The organism is Pseudoalteromonas luteoviolacea H33-S (assembly GCF_001625695.1).
GTDB classification, from domain to species: Bacteria; Pseudomonadota; Gammaproteobacteria; order Enterobacterales; family Alteromonadaceae; genus Pseudoalteromonas; species Pseudoalteromonas luteoviolacea_B.
Genome location: NZ_AUXY01000111.1, coordinates 125,389 through 142,672 on the forward strand (window position 1 = coordinate 125,389; position 17,284 = coordinate 142,672).

The 17,284-nt window shown below is 44.4% G+C and carries 12 protein-coding genes, 1 tRNA gene and 1 pseudogene; all 14 read left to right on the forward strand.

Annotated elements, in window-relative coordinates:
* The first annotated feature begins 253 nt into the window (after window positions 1–253).
* The gene (gene deoC, locus N477_RS22200; protein WP_063361554.1) at window positions 254–1,012 is read left to right on the forward strand and encodes a deoxyribose-phosphate aldolase; all 759 of its coding nucleotides are present in this window, start codon (window positions 254–256) and stop codon (window positions 1,010–1,012) included.
* A 309-nt stretch (window positions 1,013–1,321) separates the two neighbouring features.
* Window positions 1,322–1,398, forward strand: a tRNA-Trp gene (locus tag N477_RS22205).
* Window positions 1,399–1,526: 128 nt separating this feature from the next.
* Window positions 1,527–1,904, forward strand: coding sequence for a preprotein translocase subunit SecE (gene secE / locus N477_RS22210; RefSeq protein WP_023400589.1), 378 nt, complete (start codon window positions 1,527–1,529; stop codon window positions 1,902–1,904).
* 4 nt (window positions 1,905–1,908) lie between these two features.
* On the forward strand, window positions 1,909–2,466 hold the full coding sequence (nusG, locus tag N477_RS22215; protein ID WP_023400588.1) for a transcription termination/antitermination protein NusG: 558 nt from the start codon (window positions 1,909–1,911) through the stop codon (window positions 2,464–2,466).
* Window positions 2,467–2,651: 185 nt separating this feature from the next.
* Complete coding sequence (rplK, locus tag N477_RS22220; protein WP_010387320.1) at window positions 2,652–3,080, forward strand: 50S ribosomal protein L11; 429 nt, start codon at window positions 2,652–2,654, stop codon at window positions 3,078–3,080.
* 6 nt (window positions 3,081–3,086) lie between these two features.
* The gene (gene rplA / locus N477_RS22225; protein WP_063361553.1) at window positions 3,087–3,791 is read left to right on the forward strand and encodes a 50S ribosomal protein L1; all 705 of its coding nucleotides are present in this window, start codon (window positions 3,087–3,089) and stop codon (window positions 3,789–3,791) included.
* 337 nt (window positions 3,792–4,128) lie between these two features.
* Window positions 4,129–4,623 carry a 50S ribosomal protein L10 gene (gene rplJ, locus N477_RS22230; protein WP_023400586.1) on the forward strand — a complete coding sequence of 165 codons (495 nt, stop codon included), beginning with the start codon at window positions 4,129–4,131 and terminating at the stop codon, window positions 4,621–4,623.
* A 71-nt stretch (window positions 4,624–4,694) separates the two neighbouring features.
* Entirely contained in the window at window positions 4,695–5,057 is a 363-nt protein-coding gene (rplL, locus tag N477_RS22235) for a 50S ribosomal protein L7/L12 (protein WP_023400585.1), read from the forward strand.
* 264 nt (window positions 5,058–5,321) lie between these two features.
* Window positions 5,322–9,347, forward strand: a complete 4,026-nt coding sequence (gene rpoB, locus N477_RS22240; RefSeq protein ID WP_063361552.1) for a DNA-directed RNA polymerase subunit beta — start codon at window positions 5,322–5,324, stop codon at window positions 9,345–9,347.
* A 104-nt stretch (window positions 9,348–9,451) separates the two neighbouring features.
* Window positions 9,452–13,633, forward strand: coding sequence for a DNA-directed RNA polymerase subunit beta' (rpoC, locus tag N477_RS22245; RefSeq protein ID WP_063361628.1), 4,182 nt, complete (start codon window positions 9,452–9,454; stop codon window positions 13,631–13,633).
* Between the two features lie 429 nt (window positions 13,634–14,062).
* Window positions 14,063–14,437: a 30S ribosomal protein S12 gene (gene rpsL, locus N477_RS22250; RefSeq protein WP_063379461.1), complete on the forward strand. Its 375-nt coding sequence runs from the start codon at window positions 14,063–14,065 to the stop codon at window positions 14,435–14,437.
* A gap of 102 nt (window positions 14,438–14,539) precedes the next feature.
* Entirely contained in the window at window positions 14,540–15,010 is a 471-nt protein-coding gene (gene rpsG, locus N477_RS22255) for a 30S ribosomal protein S7 (protein WP_063361551.1), read from the forward strand.
* Between the two features lie 27 nt (window positions 15,011–15,037).
* A complete protein-coding gene (gene fusA, locus N477_RS22260; RefSeq protein WP_046354626.1) occupies window positions 15,038–17,152 on the forward strand; it encodes an elongation factor G in 2,115 nt (704 codons plus the stop codon).
* A 57-nt stretch (window positions 17,153–17,209) separates the two neighbouring features.
* Window positions 17,210–17,284, forward strand: a pseudogene (locus N477_RS25810) (elongation factor Tu); the annotation flags it as partial.

The following is a 17,284-nucleotide window of genomic DNA, read 5'->3' on the forward strand; positions in this document are numbered from 1 at the left end:
TTTTGGTTTAAGGCTTATATTTCAAGGCCTAGTTACTAAAATGTATCCATATTAGCAACTTATAGCAATTGGTTATGAGATATAATCGAACGTTCAGAGTTGCACATGCTTTATTTTCGATAGCCGACAGGAGTGTGTTGCGGACAAATGTCCTGTAGGGCGGGCGTGTAATTTATTTTACTGGGTGTATACGTATAGAATTTGTTTGATAGCTATTAAACCATGGGGTGGTTTGAAGTTTTAAGGAGACGTAATGAGTACACAGCAGCAAGCTACGGCGAGCAATGCGATACGCGTGCTTGAACTAATGGATTTAACTTCGCTTAATGACGATGATACACCGCAAAGTATCATTGCGATGCTAGACAGCATTGATGCAAATATTGCATTGCCCGCCGCGGTATGTGTATATCCGCAATTTGTTACGTTGTGTAAAGCGGAGTTGGCATCACGGGGTTGGCAAAGTATCAAGGTGGCGACGGTCACGAATTTCCCTTGTGGGGAGCAACCACTTACTCAAGTGCTCGCGCAAACACAACAAGCGATTGACGACGGTGCTGATGAAATAGATTTGGTGATGCCTTATAACCAAGTAATAGCTGGTGATCCGGATACACCGTGGCAATATGTGCACTCAAGTAAAAAAGTCTGTGGTACTTCTATTAAGCTAAAAGTGATTATCGAAACTGGTATATTAGAACAACCAGAATTAATCGCACAAGCCAGTGATATCGCGATTTTAGCTGGGGCCGACTTTATTAAAACCAGCACAGGTAAAGTGCCTGTAAATGCGACTTTAGCAGCTGCGCAAGTGATGATTGAACGCATTAAAGTTAATGGTAAAGCGGTTGGCTTTAAAGCGGCTGGCGGGGTTAAGACTGTTTCGCAAGGGCTCCCTTACCTTGATGTGGCAGCAAATATCATGGGCCATGATTGGGCTCAGCCATCCATGTTTAGATTTGGAGCATCTAGCTTGCTGGCAGATGTAAAAAAAGTAGTTAAGCAGGATTAAGTGCATCAATAAAGCGATGCATTGTATACATCGCTTTATTTTTGGTTCTCGTTAACTATTCACGACAGTTTGTCATACAAAATAGGCGAGTTTGATCTGACTAACACTTGATATTTAATCTAATTCCACCAATATCCCTTATATTGCTGCAGATAATCGTGCTTGTAGCGATGACTTTTGTGTTAAATATGATGGCTTGCAGCTGTGTTTAATAACTGATTGAAAAACAAAAGTTGTGAAAATCGTACGATGTATAACTTTTACACTTGTTTTCAGTTTGTTCGTCAGTATAATGGGCATCCACTTTGCAGGGGCGTAGTTCCAATTGGTAGAACAGCGGTCTCCAAAACCGATGGTTGCGGGTTCGAGTCCTGCCGCCCCTGCCACTCAATACTTTTTAGTCCAAATTTAAAATAATGTGTGTTGCACTCGTCGCTTATTTGTAAATTTGGATTTAATGGATTAACCCTGTCTAAGACAGGGTTGTTGTGTCTGTATTTAAGGTAAAACAATTATGAGCACTAATGTTGAAAACCCGTCTAGCTCGATGGACACGGTAAAATGGCTAGTTGCAGTTGTACTACTCACTGGCGCAGTAGTTGGTAACTATATGTACGCGGACATGTCTGCGTTAGTACGCGCAGTTGGTGTTGTAGTTGCTGTGGGTGCCGCTCTAGGTATCGCTGCGACGACTGAAAAAGGTCGTACTTTTATTGCTTTTGCAAAAGAGTCTCGTATTGAGGTTCGTAAAGTTGTATGGCCTACGCGTCAAGAAGCAACGCATACTACAATTATCGTGATGGCAGCAACTGTAGTAATGGCACTTATCCTGTGGGGATTAGATGGCTTGCTATTCCGTGCTGTTGGCTTTTTAACTGGATTGGAGATCTGATCCCATGTCGGATGAGAACAAAGAAAAGAAATTACGTTGGTACGTAATTCAGGCGTTTTCTGGTTTTGAAAAGCGCGTTGCTCAAACTATTATTGAGCACATTAAAATTGAAGGCTTAGAAGAAGACTTCGGTGAAGTACTAGTACCTACAGAAGAAGTTGTAGAGATGCGTGCTGGTCAAAAGCGCAAGTCTGAGCGTAAATTCTTCCCAGGTTACGTCCTTGTTCAAATGGTGATGAACGACGCGACTTGGCACTTGGTGAATAGCACACCACGTGTAATGGGCTTTGTTGGCGGTACATCTGATCGTCCTGCACCAATTAGTCAGCGTGAAGCTGATCGTATTCTTAACCGTCTACAAGAGAACGCTGAAGCGCCTAAGCCAGCGACGCTGTTTGAGCCGGGTGAAGTGGTTCGTGTTATTGATGGTCCATTTGCAGACTTCAACGGTGTTGTTGAAGAAGTGGATTATGAAAAGAGCCGCTTAAAAGTGTCTGTACTTATCTTCGGTCGTTCAACGCCGGTTGACCTTGAGTTCGGTCAGGTAGAGCAAGATACTTAATTTGCAGTATTTTTGTACTATTGCAAAAAATAATTGAAAAAGGCCGCTGATTAAACTATAATCAGCGGCCTTTTTGTAGGTAGACTACGTCTGCCACGAAAAGAAAGAATTTTTTAATCGGGAAGCCGTTTGAGTACGCGTCCTCGCGCGCACAAGGCTAAGACCCATTTAACGAGGTTATTAACATGGCTAAAAAAGTTGAAGCTTTAATCAAGCTACAAGTTGCTGCTGGTATGGCTAACCCTAGTCCTCCAGTAGGTCCTGCACTAGGTCAACACGGTGTAAACATCATGGAATTCTGTAAAGCGTTCAACGCACGTACAGAGTCTATCGAAAAAGGTGCACCAGTTCCTGTAATCATTTCTGTTTACAACGACCGTTCATTCACTTTTGATATGAAAACTCCACCTGCATCTTACCTTCTTAAGAAGGCTGCAGGTATCAAGTCTGGTTCTGGCCGTCCAAACACTGAGAAAGTTGGTACTGTAACACGTGCACAACTAGAAGAGATTGTTGAGACTAAACGTCCTGACCTTACTGCTGCTGATATGGACGCAGCTGTACGCACGATTGCAGGTTCTGCACGTGCAATGGGCTTGAATGTAGAAGGGTAATTGAGAATGGCTAAATTAACTAAGCGTATGCGCGTAATCCGCGAGAAAGTTGACGTAACTAAAGAGTACGAAATCAACGAAGCTGTTGCTCTTCTTAAAGAACTAGCTACTGCTAAATTCACTGAAAGTGTTGACGTTGCTGTAAACCTTGGCATCGACGCTCGTAAATCAGACCAAAACGTACGTGGTGCAACTGTACTACCACACGGTACTGGTCGTGAAGTACGCGTTGCTGTATTCACTCAAGGTGCTAACGCAGACGCTGCTAAAGAAGCTGGTGCTGATTTAGTAGGTATGGAAGACCTTGCTGAGCAGGTTAAGAAAGGCGAAATGAACTTTGACGTTGTTGTTGCTTCTCCAGATGCAATGCGCGTTGTCGGTCAACTAGGTCAAATCCTAGGTCCACGTGGTCTTATGCCTAACCCTAAAACTGGTACTGTAACACCTAACGTTGCAGAAGCAGTTAAAAACGCTAAAGCTGGTCAGGTTCGTTACCGTAACGACAAGAACGGTATCATCCACACTACAATCGGTAAGGTTGACTTTGACGCGAACCAGCTTCAAGAAAACCTTGAAGCACTTATCGTTGCTCTTAAGAAGGCTAAGCCTTCTCAAGCGAAAGGTACTTACTTGAAGAAAGTAAGCATCTCAACGACTATGGGCGCGGGTGTTGCTGTAGACCAAGCTACTCTAAACACGCTTCTAGCGTAATTTAGATTTTAGCGTTTACATGGCGTAAAAATTAGACTATAATTTTGCGCCATTTCGTTGAGAAGTCACTTCCAACGAAGCAAAGAATTCGGGTTGAAGCGCATAATTTCGAACTGTTGTTTATCAAATTTGGTCTACAATAAAATCGATAAATTGCGTTTCCGTCCAAGACCGTAGGTGTAACCTAGTTACTTAATCTTCCTACGTAGACGGTGTGAATCCCAGCTAGATTTTTCCTAATCTTCTGGTTCTCGCCGTAAAAAGCAGCTCAGAGTCATTTGACTGTGAGTAAAGTAGAACTGGGGACTTGTTCCCATATTAACCAGGAGTAACACCCATGGCTTTAAATCTTCAAGACAAAAAAGCAATTGTTGCTGAAGTCAACGAAGCTGCCAAAGGTGCTCTATCTGCAGTAGTTGCAGATTCTCGTGGTGTAACAGTAGATGCTATCACTGCGCTTCGTAAAGAAGCTCGTGAAGCAGGCGTATGGATGAAAGTTGTCCGTAACACGCTTGCAAAACGCGCTGTTGAAGGTACTGATTATGAGTGCCTTAACGAATCGCTAGTAGGCCCAAGCCTAATCGCTTTCTCTTCAGAGCACCCAGGTGCTGCTGCTCGTATCTTTGCTGATTTCGCAAAGAAAAACGAGTTGTTCGAACTGAAAGCGGCTGCATTTGAAGGCAATGTTGTTGACGTAGATATGCTTGCTAAGCTACCTACTTACGACGAAGCTGTTGCACGCTTAATGAGCGCTATGAAAGAAGCGTCAGCTGGTAAATTGGTTAAAACAATTGAAGCTGTACGTGTTCAGAAAGCTGAAGAAGCTGCTTAATCGCACCTTTTACTCTTTCACCAATAAATTTTTTGAACCTCATGGGTTCGTGATTAATTAGGAAACTTAAAATGTCTGTAACTAAAGACCAAATCCTTGACGCGATTGCTGAAATGTCAGTAATGGAAGTTGTTGAACTAGTTGAAGCAATGGAAGAAAAATTCGGCGTAACTGCAGCTGCTGCTGTTGTTGCTGCTGGTCCAGCTGAAGCTGCTGAAGAGAAGACTGAGTTCGACGTAATCCTAGCTGGCGCTGGCGGTAACAAAGTTGCTGCTATCAAAGCTGTACGTGGTGCAACTGGTCTTGGCCTTAAAGAAGCAAAAGCTCTTGTTGAGTCTGCTCCTGCGCCAATCAAAGAAGCTGTTTCTAAAGAAGAAGCTGAAGCACTTAAGAAAGATCTTGAAGAAGCTGGTGCTGAAGTTGAGATCAAGTAATCTAGCATACGCTAGGTTCGCTGCCTGAGAAATCAGGCAAGGGCTGGTGATTTTTTAATCACCGGCCCTTTTGCGCTCTAGAGCGAAAGTATTACTATTGCGCAATAAAAACCTAAATTCTTCAAGTTTTTCAATAATTTAAACCTTTTGGGAAACTGTTGGGTTTAGGTAGACAATTTAGATGTTGTTATCATGGCTTAGATGCCAATGAATGCTGTTCTGCATGAACAGGTTGGGTCAAAGATCAGCAAGCTGAGGAACCCCATGGCTTACTCTTATTCTGAAAAGAAACGTATCCGTAAGGATTTTGGTAAACGTCCACAAGTTTTGGATATACCTTTCCTTTTGCAAACGCAGTTGGAATCGTTTAAAAAATTCATTACGCCGGACGCGGATGGCGATACTGGATTGGAAGCTGCATTCCGTTCTGTATTCCCTATCAAAAGCTACTCGGGCAATTCTGAACTTCAATACGTGAGTTACCGTATCGGAGAACCAGTATTCGATGTAAAAGAATGTCAAATTCGCGGCGTGACATATTCTGCTCCACTTCGCGTTAAATTACGTCTTGTGTTAATGGACAAAGAAGCTCCAGGCACAGTCAAAGACATTAAAGAGCAAGAAGTTTACATGGGCGAGATCCCGCTCATGACAGACACAGGTACTTTCGTTATTAACGGTACCGAGCGTGTTATCGTTTCTCAGCTACACCGTTCACCTGGTGTATTCTTTGATAACGACCGCGGTAAATCACACTCATCGGGTAAAGTGCTTTATAACGCACGTGTTATCCCTTACCGTGGTTCATGGTTAGACTTTGAATTTGATGTTAAAGATAACCTTTTCGTTCGTATTGACCGTCGTCGTAAGCTACCGGCTTCAATCATTTTACGTGCACTAGAGTACACAACAGAGCAAATTCTTGATCTGTTCTTCGAAACTACGAGCTTCGAAGTAGTAAACGGTAAAGTGATGATGGAACTAGTACCATCTCGCCTTCGTGGTGAAACTGCTGCATTTGATATTAAAGATGCAGACGGTGAGGTATTGGTTGAACAGAGCCGTCGTATCACAGCTCGTCACATCAAAAACATCGAGAAAAAAGGCATCACGCAACTTGAAGTACCACATGAGTACATCATTGGTCGCGTAGTTGCTAAAAACTACATCGATGAGTCAACAGGTGAGATCATTGCTGAAGCGAACGCTGAATTATCGCTAGAGCTAATGGCTGAGCTTGTGAAAGCGGGTCACACTAAGATCGATACGCTTTACATCAATGAAGTAGACAGCGGTGCGTACATGTCAGAGACAGTTCGTATTGATTCTTCTTCAAACCGCCTAGAAGCATTGGTAGAAATTTACCGCATGATGCGCCCAGGCGAGCCACCAACGAAAGATGCTGCTGAAGCACTATTCGATAACCTATTCTTCTCTGAAGAGCGTTATGATCTATCAACGGTAGGTCGTATGAAGTTCAATAGCCGTGTTGGTTATGATTCAGATATAGGCCCTGGGACACTGTGCAAAGAAGACATCGTTTCTGTTATGAAAGTCCTTATCGACATTCGTAACGGTAAAGGTGAAGTGGATGATATCGACCACTTAGGTAACCGTCGTATTCGTTCTGTTGGTGAAATGGCTGAAAACCAATTCCGTGTTGGTCTAGTACGTGTTGAGCGTGCTGTACGTGAGCGTCTAAGTCTAGGTGATCTAGATAACGTGATGCCACAAGATCTGATCAACGCTAAGCCGATTTCTGCAGCTGTTAAAGAATTCTTTGGTTCTTCTCAGTTGTCACAGTTCATGGACCAAAACAACCCGCTTTCAGAAGTAACGCACAAGCGTCGTATTTCTGCATTAGGTCCGGGTGGTTTGACACGTGAACGTGCAGGCTTCGAAGTTCGAGACGTACACGTAACGCACTACGGTCGTGTTTGTCCAATCGAAACGCCTGAAGGTCCAAACATCGGTCTAATCAACTCATTGTCAACGTATGCTCGTACAAACGACTATGGTTTCCTAGAGACTCCATACCGTAAAGTTGTTGACGGTATCGTTACTGACGAAGTTGATTACCTATCTGCAATTGAAGAAGGTCAGTTCGTAATCGCACAGGCGAATACAAACTTGACTGAAGAAAATCAGTTCGCAGAAGAGCTAATTCCATGTCGTCACAAAGGTGAATCAACCTTTATGCTTAGCGACAGCATCCAGTATATGGATGTATCTCCACAGCAGGTTATCTCTGTGGCAGCGGCACTTATCCCATTCCTTGAACACGATGATGCAAACCGTGCATTGATGGGATCGAACATGCAACGTCAAGCAGTACCAACATTACGTGCTGATAAGCCGTTAGTAGGTACAGGTATCGAGCGTACACTTGCAAAAGATTCAGGTGTAACAATCGTTGCTAAGCGTGGCGGTGTAGTTAAGTACGCTGATGCGAGCCGTATCGTTGTTAACGTTAATGAAGATGAGCGCGTTCCAGGTGAAGCGGGTATCGACATTTACAACTTAACTAAGTACACGCGCTCGAACCAAAACACATGTATCAACCAAAAACCAACTTGTATGGTTGGTGAGCCAGTAGTACGTGGTGACGTACTTGCTGATGGTCCTTCAACGGACTTAGGTGACTTGGCACTTGGTCAGAACTTACGTGTTGCGTTCATGCCTTGGAATGGTTACAACTTCGAGGATTCAATCCTACTTTCTGAGCGAGTTGTACAAGAAGATCGTCTAACTACGATCCACATTCAAGAGCTACAGTGTATCGCTCGTGATACGAAGCTTGGTCCAGAAGAGATCACAGCTGATATTCCTAACGTAGGTGAGTCTGCACTTGGCAAACTAGATGAGTCTGGTGTTGTTTACATCGGTGCTGAAGTGAAAGGCGGCGATATCCTAGTAGGTAAAGTAACACCGAAAGGCGAAACGCAGCTTACACCTGAAGAAAAACTTCTACGTGCAATCTTCGGTGAAAAAGCATCTGACGTTAAAGACAGTTCTTTACGTGTACCTAACTCTGTATCTGGTACTGTTATCGACGTTCAAGTTTTCACACGTGATGGTGTTGAAAAAGACAAGCGTGCACTGGAAGTTGAAGAAATGCAGCTTCGTGAAGCGAAGAAAGACTTCAACGAAGAGTTCAAGATCCTTGAAGGCGGTATTTTAAACCGTGCGCGTAAGCTACTTGTTGAATCTGGTCAAAATGAAGATGCAATTGCACTTCTAGGTGCTGAAAAGCTACTGACTCAGAGCCTTGCTGATGAAGCACAGCAAGCAGAACTTGAGCAACTTGCTGCACAGTACGATGAGCTTAAAGCTGAATACGACAAGAAGTTTGAGAACAAGCGTCGCAAGATCACACAAGGTGATGACCTAGCGCCGGGCGTACTTAAGATTGTTAAAGTTTACCTAGCTGTTAAACGTCGTATCCAACCAGGTGATAAGATGGCTGGTCGTCACGGTAACAAAGGTGTTATCTCGACAATCGTACCAGTAGAAGATATGCCTTACGATGAAAGAGGTCGTACGGTAGACATCGTTCTTAACCCACTAGGTGTACCATCTCGTATGAACATCGGTCAGATCCTTGAAACGCATATGGGTCTGGCAGCACGTGGTATCGGTGAGCGCATCGAAGACATGATGAAAGAACAAGCGGAGCTTTATGAGCTACGTGATTTCATCAAGAAAGCGTATGAGCTTGGTGACTGCCGTCAAGAAGTAGACATTGCTAGCTTCTCTGATGACGAAGTTCGTCGTCTAGCTAATAACCTTAAAGGTGGTCTACCAATCGCGACGCCAGCATTCGATGGTGCTAAAGAAAGCGAAATCAAAGAGTTACTAGAGCTGGGTGGTTATCCATCAAGTGGTCAGGTTACGCTTTATGATGGTCGTACTGGTGATGCGTTTGAGCGTCAAGTAACTGTTGGTTACATGTACATGCTGAAACTAAACCACTTAGTAGACGACAAGATGCACGCGCGTTCAACGGGTTCTTACAGCCTAGTTACTCAGCAGCCGCTGGGTGGTAAAGCACAGTTCGGTGGACAGCGTTTCGGTGAGATGGAGGTATGGGCATTAGAAGCATACGGTGCTGCCTATACACTACAGGAAATGTTGACAGTTAAGTCGGATGACGTAAACGGTCGTACTAAGATGTATAAGAACATCGTAGACGGTAACCACAAGATGGAACCGGGTATGCCTGAGTCATTCAACGTATTGTTGAAAGAAATCCGCTCGCTAGGTATCAACATCGAGTTGGAAGAAAGTTAATCCGACCGGCAGCTCTACTGAGCTGCCAATCCGGACTGTAACTGTAAAGAATGAAGGGGTGAGCAATGCTTGCCCTCAAGATTAACTCCGACAGGAGAGCTAAGGTGAAAGACTTACTTAAGTTTCTGAAGCAACAAAATAAGACCGAAGAATTCGATGCAATTCGCATTGGTCTTTCTTCGCCAGACATGGTTCGCTCATGGTCATACGGTGAAGTAAAGAAACCTGAGACAATCAACTACCGTACTTTCAAGCCTGAGCGTGACGGCTTATTCTGTGCCCGTATCTTCGGCCCAGTAAAAGATTACGAATGTTTGTGTGGTAAATACAAGCGATTAAAACACCGTGGTGTTATCTGTGAGAAGTGTGGCGTTGAAGTTACACTAACTAAAGTGCGTCGTGACCGTATGGGTCACATTGAACTTGCTAGCCCAGTTGCGCACATTTGGTTCCTGAAATCACTACCGTCTCGTATTGGCTTAATGCTTGATATGACTCTTCGTGACATCGAACGCGTACTTTACTTCGAATCTTTCGTAGTAACAGAGCCTGGTATGACAACGCTTGAGCGCGGTCAGCTATTAGGTGAAGAAGAGTACCTAGATGCACTAGAAGAGCACGGTGATGAGTTCGAAGCTAAGATGGGTGCAGAAGCTGTACTTGATCTACTTCGCGAACTAGACCTTGGTCAGCTAATCGCAGAAATGCGTGAAGAGTTACCTACAATTAACTCTGAGACTAAGCGTAAGAAAATTACTAAGCGTCTTAAGCTTATGGAATCATTCCACCAATCAGGTAACAACCCTGAGTGGATGATCATGAGCGTGCTACCAGTACTTCCGCCAGATCTACGCCCACTAGTACCACTAGATGGCGGTCGTTTTGCGACTTCAGATCTGAACGACTTATACCGTCGTGTTATCAACCGGAACAACCGTCTGAAGCGTCTATTAGACTTAGCTGCACCAGACATTATCGTACGTAACGAAAAGCGTATGTTACAAGAAGCGGTAGATGCATTACTTGACAACGGTCGTCGTGGTCGTGCGATCACGGGTTCTAACAAGCGTCCACTTAAGTCGCTTGCAGACATGATCAAAGGTAAGCAAGGTCGTTTCCGTCAAAACCTTCTTGGTAAGCGTGTTGATTACTCAGGCCGTTCTGTAATCACAGTTGGTCCAACGCTTAAACTTCACCAGTGTGGTCTTCCGAAGAAGATGGCACTAGAGCTATTTAAGCCATTCATCTACGGTAAGCTAGAGCGCCGTGGTATGGCGACTACCATCAAAGCTGCGAAGAAGATGGTAGAGCGTGAAGTACCAGAGGTTTGGGACGTACTTGATGAAGTGATCCGTGAACACCCAGTTCTATTGAACCGTGCTCCTACACTTCACAGACTTGGTATCCAAGCATTTGAACCGGTACTAATCGAAGGTAAAGCAATCCACCTACACCCATTGGTGTGTGCGGCGTATAACGCTGACTTCGATGGTGACCAAATGGCGGTACACGTACCGTTGACATTAGAAGCACAGCTTGAAGCACGTGCACTAATGATGTCTACAAACAACATCCTTTCACCTGCAAGTGGTGAGCCTATCATCGTTCCTTCACAGGACGTTGTACTAGGTCTTTACTACATGACGCGTGATCGCATCAATGCGAAAGGCGAAGGTATTGCGTTTAAAGACCCGAAAGAAGCTGAAAAAGCATACCGTACAGGTAGCGCAGAGCTTCACGCACGCGTTAAAGTTCGTCTAACAGAGACTATTGTTGACGAAGAGACTGGTGAGCGTTCGGAAAAAACTCACGTTGTCGATACAACAGTAGGTCGTGCGATCCTTTCATTGATCATGCCAAAAGGTCTACCGTTTGAGCTTATCAACAGAGCACTTGGTAAGAAGCAGATCTCTGGTCTTCTTAATGAGTGTTACCGTCGCCTAGGTCTGAAAGACACTGTTGTGTTTGCCGACCAAGTGATGTACACAGGTTTCCACTATGCGATGAAGTCAGGTGTATCTATCGGTATTAACGATATGGTTATTCCACCTACTAAGACTGAAATCATCGAGCGCGCTGAAGCTGAAGTTGCAGAAATCAACCAACAGTTCCAGTCTGGTCTTGTAACAGCAGGTGAGAAATACAACAAAGTTATCGATATCTGGTCACGTGTTAACGAAAACCTTTCACGTGAAATGATGGCGAACTTATCGAAAGACACTGTAGTGAATGCACAGGGTGAAGAAGAGCAACAAGACTCTTTCAACTCAGTATTCATGATGGCCGACTCGGGCGCACGTGGTAGTGCAGCTCAGATACGTCAGCTAGCGGGTATGCGTGGTCTAATGGCACGTCCAGATGGTTCAATCATCGAGACGCCAATCACAGCTAACTTCCGTGAAGGTCTAAACGTACTTCAGTACTTCATCTCGACGCACGGTGCACGTAAAGGTCTTGCCGATACCGCACTTAAGACAGCGAACTCGGGTTACCTAACTCGTCGTCTAGTAGACGTTGCACAAGATTTGGTTATCAACGAATCAGATTGTGGTACGTTAGAAGGTCTAGTAATGAAGCCGCTAATCGAAGGTGGTGACGTTGTAGAACCACTTCGCGAGCGTGTTCTAGGTCGTGTTGTTGCTGAAGACGTATGTAAGCCAGGTACTGACATCGTACTTGTTGAGCGTAACGTAATGCTTGACGAAAAACTGTGTGACCTTTTAGAAGAGCACTCAGTAGATGAAGTTAAAGTACGCTCTGTAATCACTTGTGAAAATGACTTTGGTGTTTGTGCATTCTGTTACGGTCGTGACCTTGCACGTGGCCACATCATCAACCCAGGTGAGGCAGTCGGTGTAATCGCTGCTCAGTCAATCGGTGAGCCAGGTACACAGCTTACGATGCGTACGTTCCACATCGGTGGTGCGGCATCAAGAGCATCTGCTGAAAACAGCGTACAAGTTAAAAACAACGGTAGCATGAAGTTACACAATGCAAAATATGTATTGAATACTGATGGCAAGATCGTTGTAACTTCACGTTCGACTGAAATCACGGTTATCGATGAGCAAGGTCGTGAGAAAGAGCGTTATAAAGTGCCTTATGGTGCGGTTCTTTCTATACAAGATGGTGCTGAAGTTAAAGGTAATGATATTGTTGCTACGTGGGACCCGCATAGTCACCCAATCGTTATCGAGCATCAGTCAAAAGTATCGTTCAGCGATATTGATGACTCAAACACAGAAGCACAGACTGATGAGCTTACTGGTCTAACGCGTGTTGTTGTTAAAGACTTAGCTAAGGTGAATGCGAAAGAGCCTAAGTTAATCATTGAAAACGAAGAGCGTGGCCTACAAGAAATTCGTCTACCTTCATTCACCACGATTGAAATCACAGACGGCGCAACTGTTCAGCCGGGTGACGTATTAGCACGTATCCCGCAAGAAGGTTCGAAGACTCGTGATATCACCGGTGGTCTACCTCGAGTTGCTGACTTATTCGAAGCACGTAAGCCAAAAGATCCTGCAATCCTTGCAGAGATCACAGGTACTGTGAGCTTCGGTAAAGAGACGAAAGGTAAGAAGCGTCTAGTGATCACACCTGAGCAAGGTGATGCTTACGAAGAGATGATCCCGAAATGGCGTCAGCTTAACGTGTTCGAAGGTGAACAGGTTGCTAAAGGTGAAGTTATTGCCGATGGTCCTGAGTCTCCACATGACATCCTACGTCTACGTGGCGTGACTGATGTATCAAACTACATCACGAACGAAGTTCAGGAAGTATACCGTCTACAGGGTGTAAAGATTAACGATAAGCACATTGAGACGATCGTTCGTCAGATGCTGCGTAAGTGTATCATCATCGACGGTGGTGACACTGAGTTCCTAGCAGGTGAGCAAGCTGAAGTTGCACGCGTTAACATTGCTAACCGTGAACTTGAGAAGCAAGGTAAGATCCCAGCGAAGTTTGAAATTCAGCTGATGGGTATTACTAAAGCGTCACTAGCGACTGAGTCATTCATCTCAGCAGCATCGTTCCAGGAAACAACACGTGTCCTAACTGAAGCAGCTGTAAACGGTAAGAGCGACGAGCTACGTGGTCTGAAAGAAAACGTAATCGTTGGTCGTTTGATCCCAGCAGGTACTGGTTTTGCGTATCACCAAGAGCGTATCAACCGTCGCAAAGAAAGCGAACTACCAGTTGAAGAGCAAACAGTAAGTGCTGAAGAAGCGTCACAAGCGCTAACAGACGCACTTAATGCTGACCTACTAGGCGGCAACAAGTAAGCTCTAAAGACGATATAGTCGATATTTAAAAGGCCGCCCAATAGGGCGGCCTTTTTGATCTTGCGCACAAATTAGCATGAAGCAAAGAATATTGGTGTCATCTTGATGTCTTATAAAACTGTCAATATTTAGCGTTTTGCAATGTTTCTGATTGAGGGATAGATAACGAGATAATGGTCTGACACGGTTGAATCGTGGTTGTGCTATTTCATGTTATCGGTTTTTTGAGATTAGACATATTGTCAGTGAGTGGGCGTAAAAAACCACAAAATCGACGAAAAGTAGTGCTGTAAAATGGATTTTTATTGACAGGTTAATCTTTGCTCATTAAAATTCGGCCACCCATTTATTCGTTCCATTAAAATGGAAGGAAAATTTGGGTCGATTTTATTTTTTCAGTAGTAATTTTAACTAATCAGGAGCTATTTAATGGCAACTATTAACCAGCTAGTACGTAAGCCACGTCGCAGCAAGGTTACAAAGAGCAACTCTGCTGCTCTTAAAGCTTGTCCTCAAAAGCGTGGTGTATGTACTCGTGTATATACAACTACAGCAAAGAAACCAAACTCTGCATTACGTAAAGTAGCGCGTGTTCGTCTTACGAACGGTTTCGAAGTAACTTCTTACATTGGCGGTGAAGGCCACAACCTTCAAGAGCACAGTGTAATCCTTATCCGTGGTGGTCGTGTTAAAGACTTACCAGGTGTGCGTTTCCACACTGTACGTGGTGCGCTTGACTGTGCGGGTGTTAACGATCGTAAACAAGGTCGTTCTAAGTACGGTGCAAAACGTCCTAAGGGCTAATGGTTCTCCGTTAGTAAGGCCAAGCACTTAAGTTTTAATATTGAATAATTTGTTTTGGGTATTCGTTGAAAAAAACGAACCTGAAGATATCGGAGAGATAAAATGCCTAGAAGACGCGTAATAGGTCAACGTAAAATTCTTCCAGATCCGAAGTTCGGATCAGAACTTCTTGCTAAATTCGTTAACGTAGTAATGTTAGACGGCAAGAAATCTACTGCTGAAAAAATCGTATACGGTGCGCTAGACGTGGCTGCTGAAAAATCAGGCAAGTCGCACCTAGAAATCTTTGAAGCTGCACTTGAAAATGTACGCCCTGCGGTTGAGGTTAAGTCTCGTCGTGTTGGTGGTTCTACATACCAAGTACCAGTTGAAGTACGTCCAGTTCGTCGCAACGCATTAGGTATGCGTTGGTTAGTAGACTCTGCACGTAAGCGTGGCGAGAAATCAATGGGTCTTCGTCTTGCACAAGAGATCCTTGACGCTGCGGAAAACAAAGGCACTGCGGTTAAGAAACGTGAAGACGTTCACCGTATGGCTGAAGCGAACAAAGCATTCGCTCACTACCGTTGGTAATCTGCCCAAGACCTTTAAGAGGATATTATGGCACGTACTACTCCAATTGAGCGCTACCGTAACATCGGTATCTGTGCTCACGTAGATGCAGGTAAAACCACCACGACAGAACGTGTACTTTATTACACGGGCTTATCTCACAAAATTGGTGAGGTGCATGATGGTGCTGCAACTATGGACTGGATGGAGCAGGAGCAGGAGCGTGGTATTACCATTACTTCTGCTGCGACAACGTGTTTCTGGAAAGGTATGGATGCTCAGTTCCCTGAGCATCGCATCAATATCATTGATACTCCAGGACACGTAGACTTTACTATCGAAGTAGAACGCTCTTTGCGTGTACTTGATGGTGCAGTTGTTGTTCTTTGTGCTTCATCAGGCGTACAACCACAAACAGAAACTGTTTGGCGTCAAGCCAATAAATACGAAGTTCCTCGTATGATCTTCGTTAACAAGATGGACCGTACTGGTGCAGATTTCTTGGCAGTTGTGGATCAGGTGAAAGACCGCCTTGGTGCGACACCTGTGCCTATTCAGTTACCTATTGGTGCTGAAGATGAATTTAAAGGTGTTATTGATCTCATTAAAATGAAAGCCATTAACTGGAACGAAAGTGACCAGGGCATGACCTTCACTTATGAAGAGATCCCGGCAGAGCTTCAGGATTTAGCTGAAGAGTGGCACTCTCACTTAGTTGAAAGTGCAGCTGAAGCGACTGAAGAACTAATGGACAAATATTTAGAAGAAGGTGAGTTGAGCGAAGAAGAGATTAAATCTGCGATTCGTCAACTAACATTGAGCAACGAAATTGTGCCAATGTCATGTGGTAGTGCATTCAAAAACAAAGGCGTTCAAGCTGTGCTTGATGCTGTGATTGAATTCATGCCTTCACCAACAGAGGTTAAAGAGATTCAGGGTATCCTTGAGGACGACTCTGAAGCTACTCGTCCAGCAAGTGACGACGCGCCGTTTGCGGCGTTGGCGTTCAAGATTGCGACAGACCCATTTGTTGGTACATTGACTTTCTTCCGAGTTTATTCTGGTACAGTTGGTCAAGGTGACTCTGTCTATAACCCTGTTAAGGGCAAGAAAGAGCGTTTTGGTCGTATTGTTCAGATGCACTCAAATTCGCGCGAAGAAATTAAAGAAGTTCGCGCCGGTGATATTGCTGCTGCGATTGGACTTAAAGACGTTACCACTGGTGACACGCTTTGTTCTCAAGATTCAGTGATCACACTAGAGCGTATGGAATTTCCAGAGCCAGTGATCTCAGTAGCGGTAGAGCCGAAAACAGTCGCTGATCAGGAAAAAATGGGCATTGCGCTAGGTAAACTAGCAGCAGAAGACCCGTCTTTCCGTGTTGAAACTGACGAAGAGTCAGGTCAAACGATCATCTCTGGTATGGGTGAACTTCACCTAGATATCATTGTTGACCGTATGAAACGTGAATTCAACGTTGTATGTAACGTTGGTAAGCCGCAAGTGGCATACAGAGAAACCATCCGTGGTTCTGTAGAAGCTGAAGGTAAGTTCGTACGTCAATCTGGTGGTCGTGGTCAATATGGTCACGTATGGCTGAAATTGGAACCAATGGACTTTTCTGATGAAGACGCACCAACTTACGAATTCGTTAATGAAATCGTAGGCGGTACGGTTCCTAAGGAATATATCCCAGCGGTTGATAAAGGTATTCAAGAGCAAATGAAACAAGGTGTGCTTGCGGGCTATCCTCTGTTAGGTGTGAAAGCGACGTTATTTGACGGTTCTTTCCACGACGTTGACTCAAATGAAATGGCCTTTAAGATCGCCGGTTCAATTGGCTTCAGAAATGGTGCTTTAGAAGCGCAACCAGTGCTTTTAGAACCTGTTATGAAAGTTGAAGTCACTACCCCTGAAGAAAACATGGGTGACGTAGTAGGCGACTTAAATCGTCGTCGCGGCATGATCGAAGGCATGGAAGATGCTTTTGGTGGTCTTAAGCTTGTCAATGCACAAGTACCACTGTCTGAAATGTTCGGTTATGCAACTGATTTACGTTCTGCAACGCAAGGTCGTGCTTCGTACTCAATGGAATTTTCCAAGTACGCAGAAGCGGCGAAAAACGTTGCCGACGCAATAATTGCAGCTCGCGCTGTTAAGTAATTTTAGTTCGGTCCGGTCTTAGGGCTGGACTTTAATTTCTTTATAGGAAATTTTAAAATGGCAAAAGAAAAGTTTGAACGCGTAAAACCGCACGTTAACGTTGGTACAATCGGCCACGTTGACCACGGTAAA

Excerpts from the sequence above, each read along its gene's own strand:
- deoC (WP_063361554.1), top strand. The coding sequence starts at position 254 with ATGAGTACACAGCAGCAAGCTACGGCGAGCAATGCGATACGCGTGCTT.
- rplA (WP_063361553.1), top strand. The coding sequence starts at position 3,087 with ATGGCTAAATTAACTAAGCGTATGCGCGTAATCCGCGAGAAAGTTGAC.
- rplL (WP_023400585.1), top strand. The coding sequence starts at position 4,695 with ATGTCTGTAACTAAAGACCAAATCCTTGACGCGATTGCTGAAATGTCA.
- nusG (WP_023400588.1), top strand. The coding sequence starts at position 1,909 with ATGTCGGATGAGAACAAAGAAAAGAAATTACGTTGGTACGTAATTCAG.
- fusA (WP_046354626.1), top strand. The coding sequence starts at position 15,038 with ATGGCACGTACTACTCCAATTGAGCGCTACCGTAACATCGGTATCTGT.
- rpsG (WP_063361551.1), top strand. The coding sequence starts at position 14,540 with ATGCCTAGAAGACGCGTAATAGGTCAACGTAAAATTCTTCCAGATCCG.
- rpsL (WP_063379461.1), top strand. The coding sequence starts at position 14,063 with ATGGCAACTATTAACCAGCTAGTACGTAAGCCACGTCGCAGCAAGGTT.
- rplJ (WP_023400586.1), top strand. The coding sequence starts at position 4,129 with ATGGCTTTAAATCTTCAAGACAAAAAAGCAATTGTTGCTGAAGTCAAC.
- secE (WP_023400589.1), top strand. The coding sequence starts at position 1,527 with ATGAGCACTAATGTTGAAAACCCGTCTAGCTCGATGGACACGGTAAAA.
- rpoB (WP_063361552.1), top strand. The coding sequence starts at position 5,322 with ATGGCTTACTCTTATTCTGAAAAGAAACGTATCCGTAAGGATTTTGGT.
- rplK (WP_010387320.1), top strand. The coding sequence starts at position 2,652 with ATGGCTAAAAAAGTTGAAGCTTTAATCAAGCTACAAGTTGCTGCTGGT.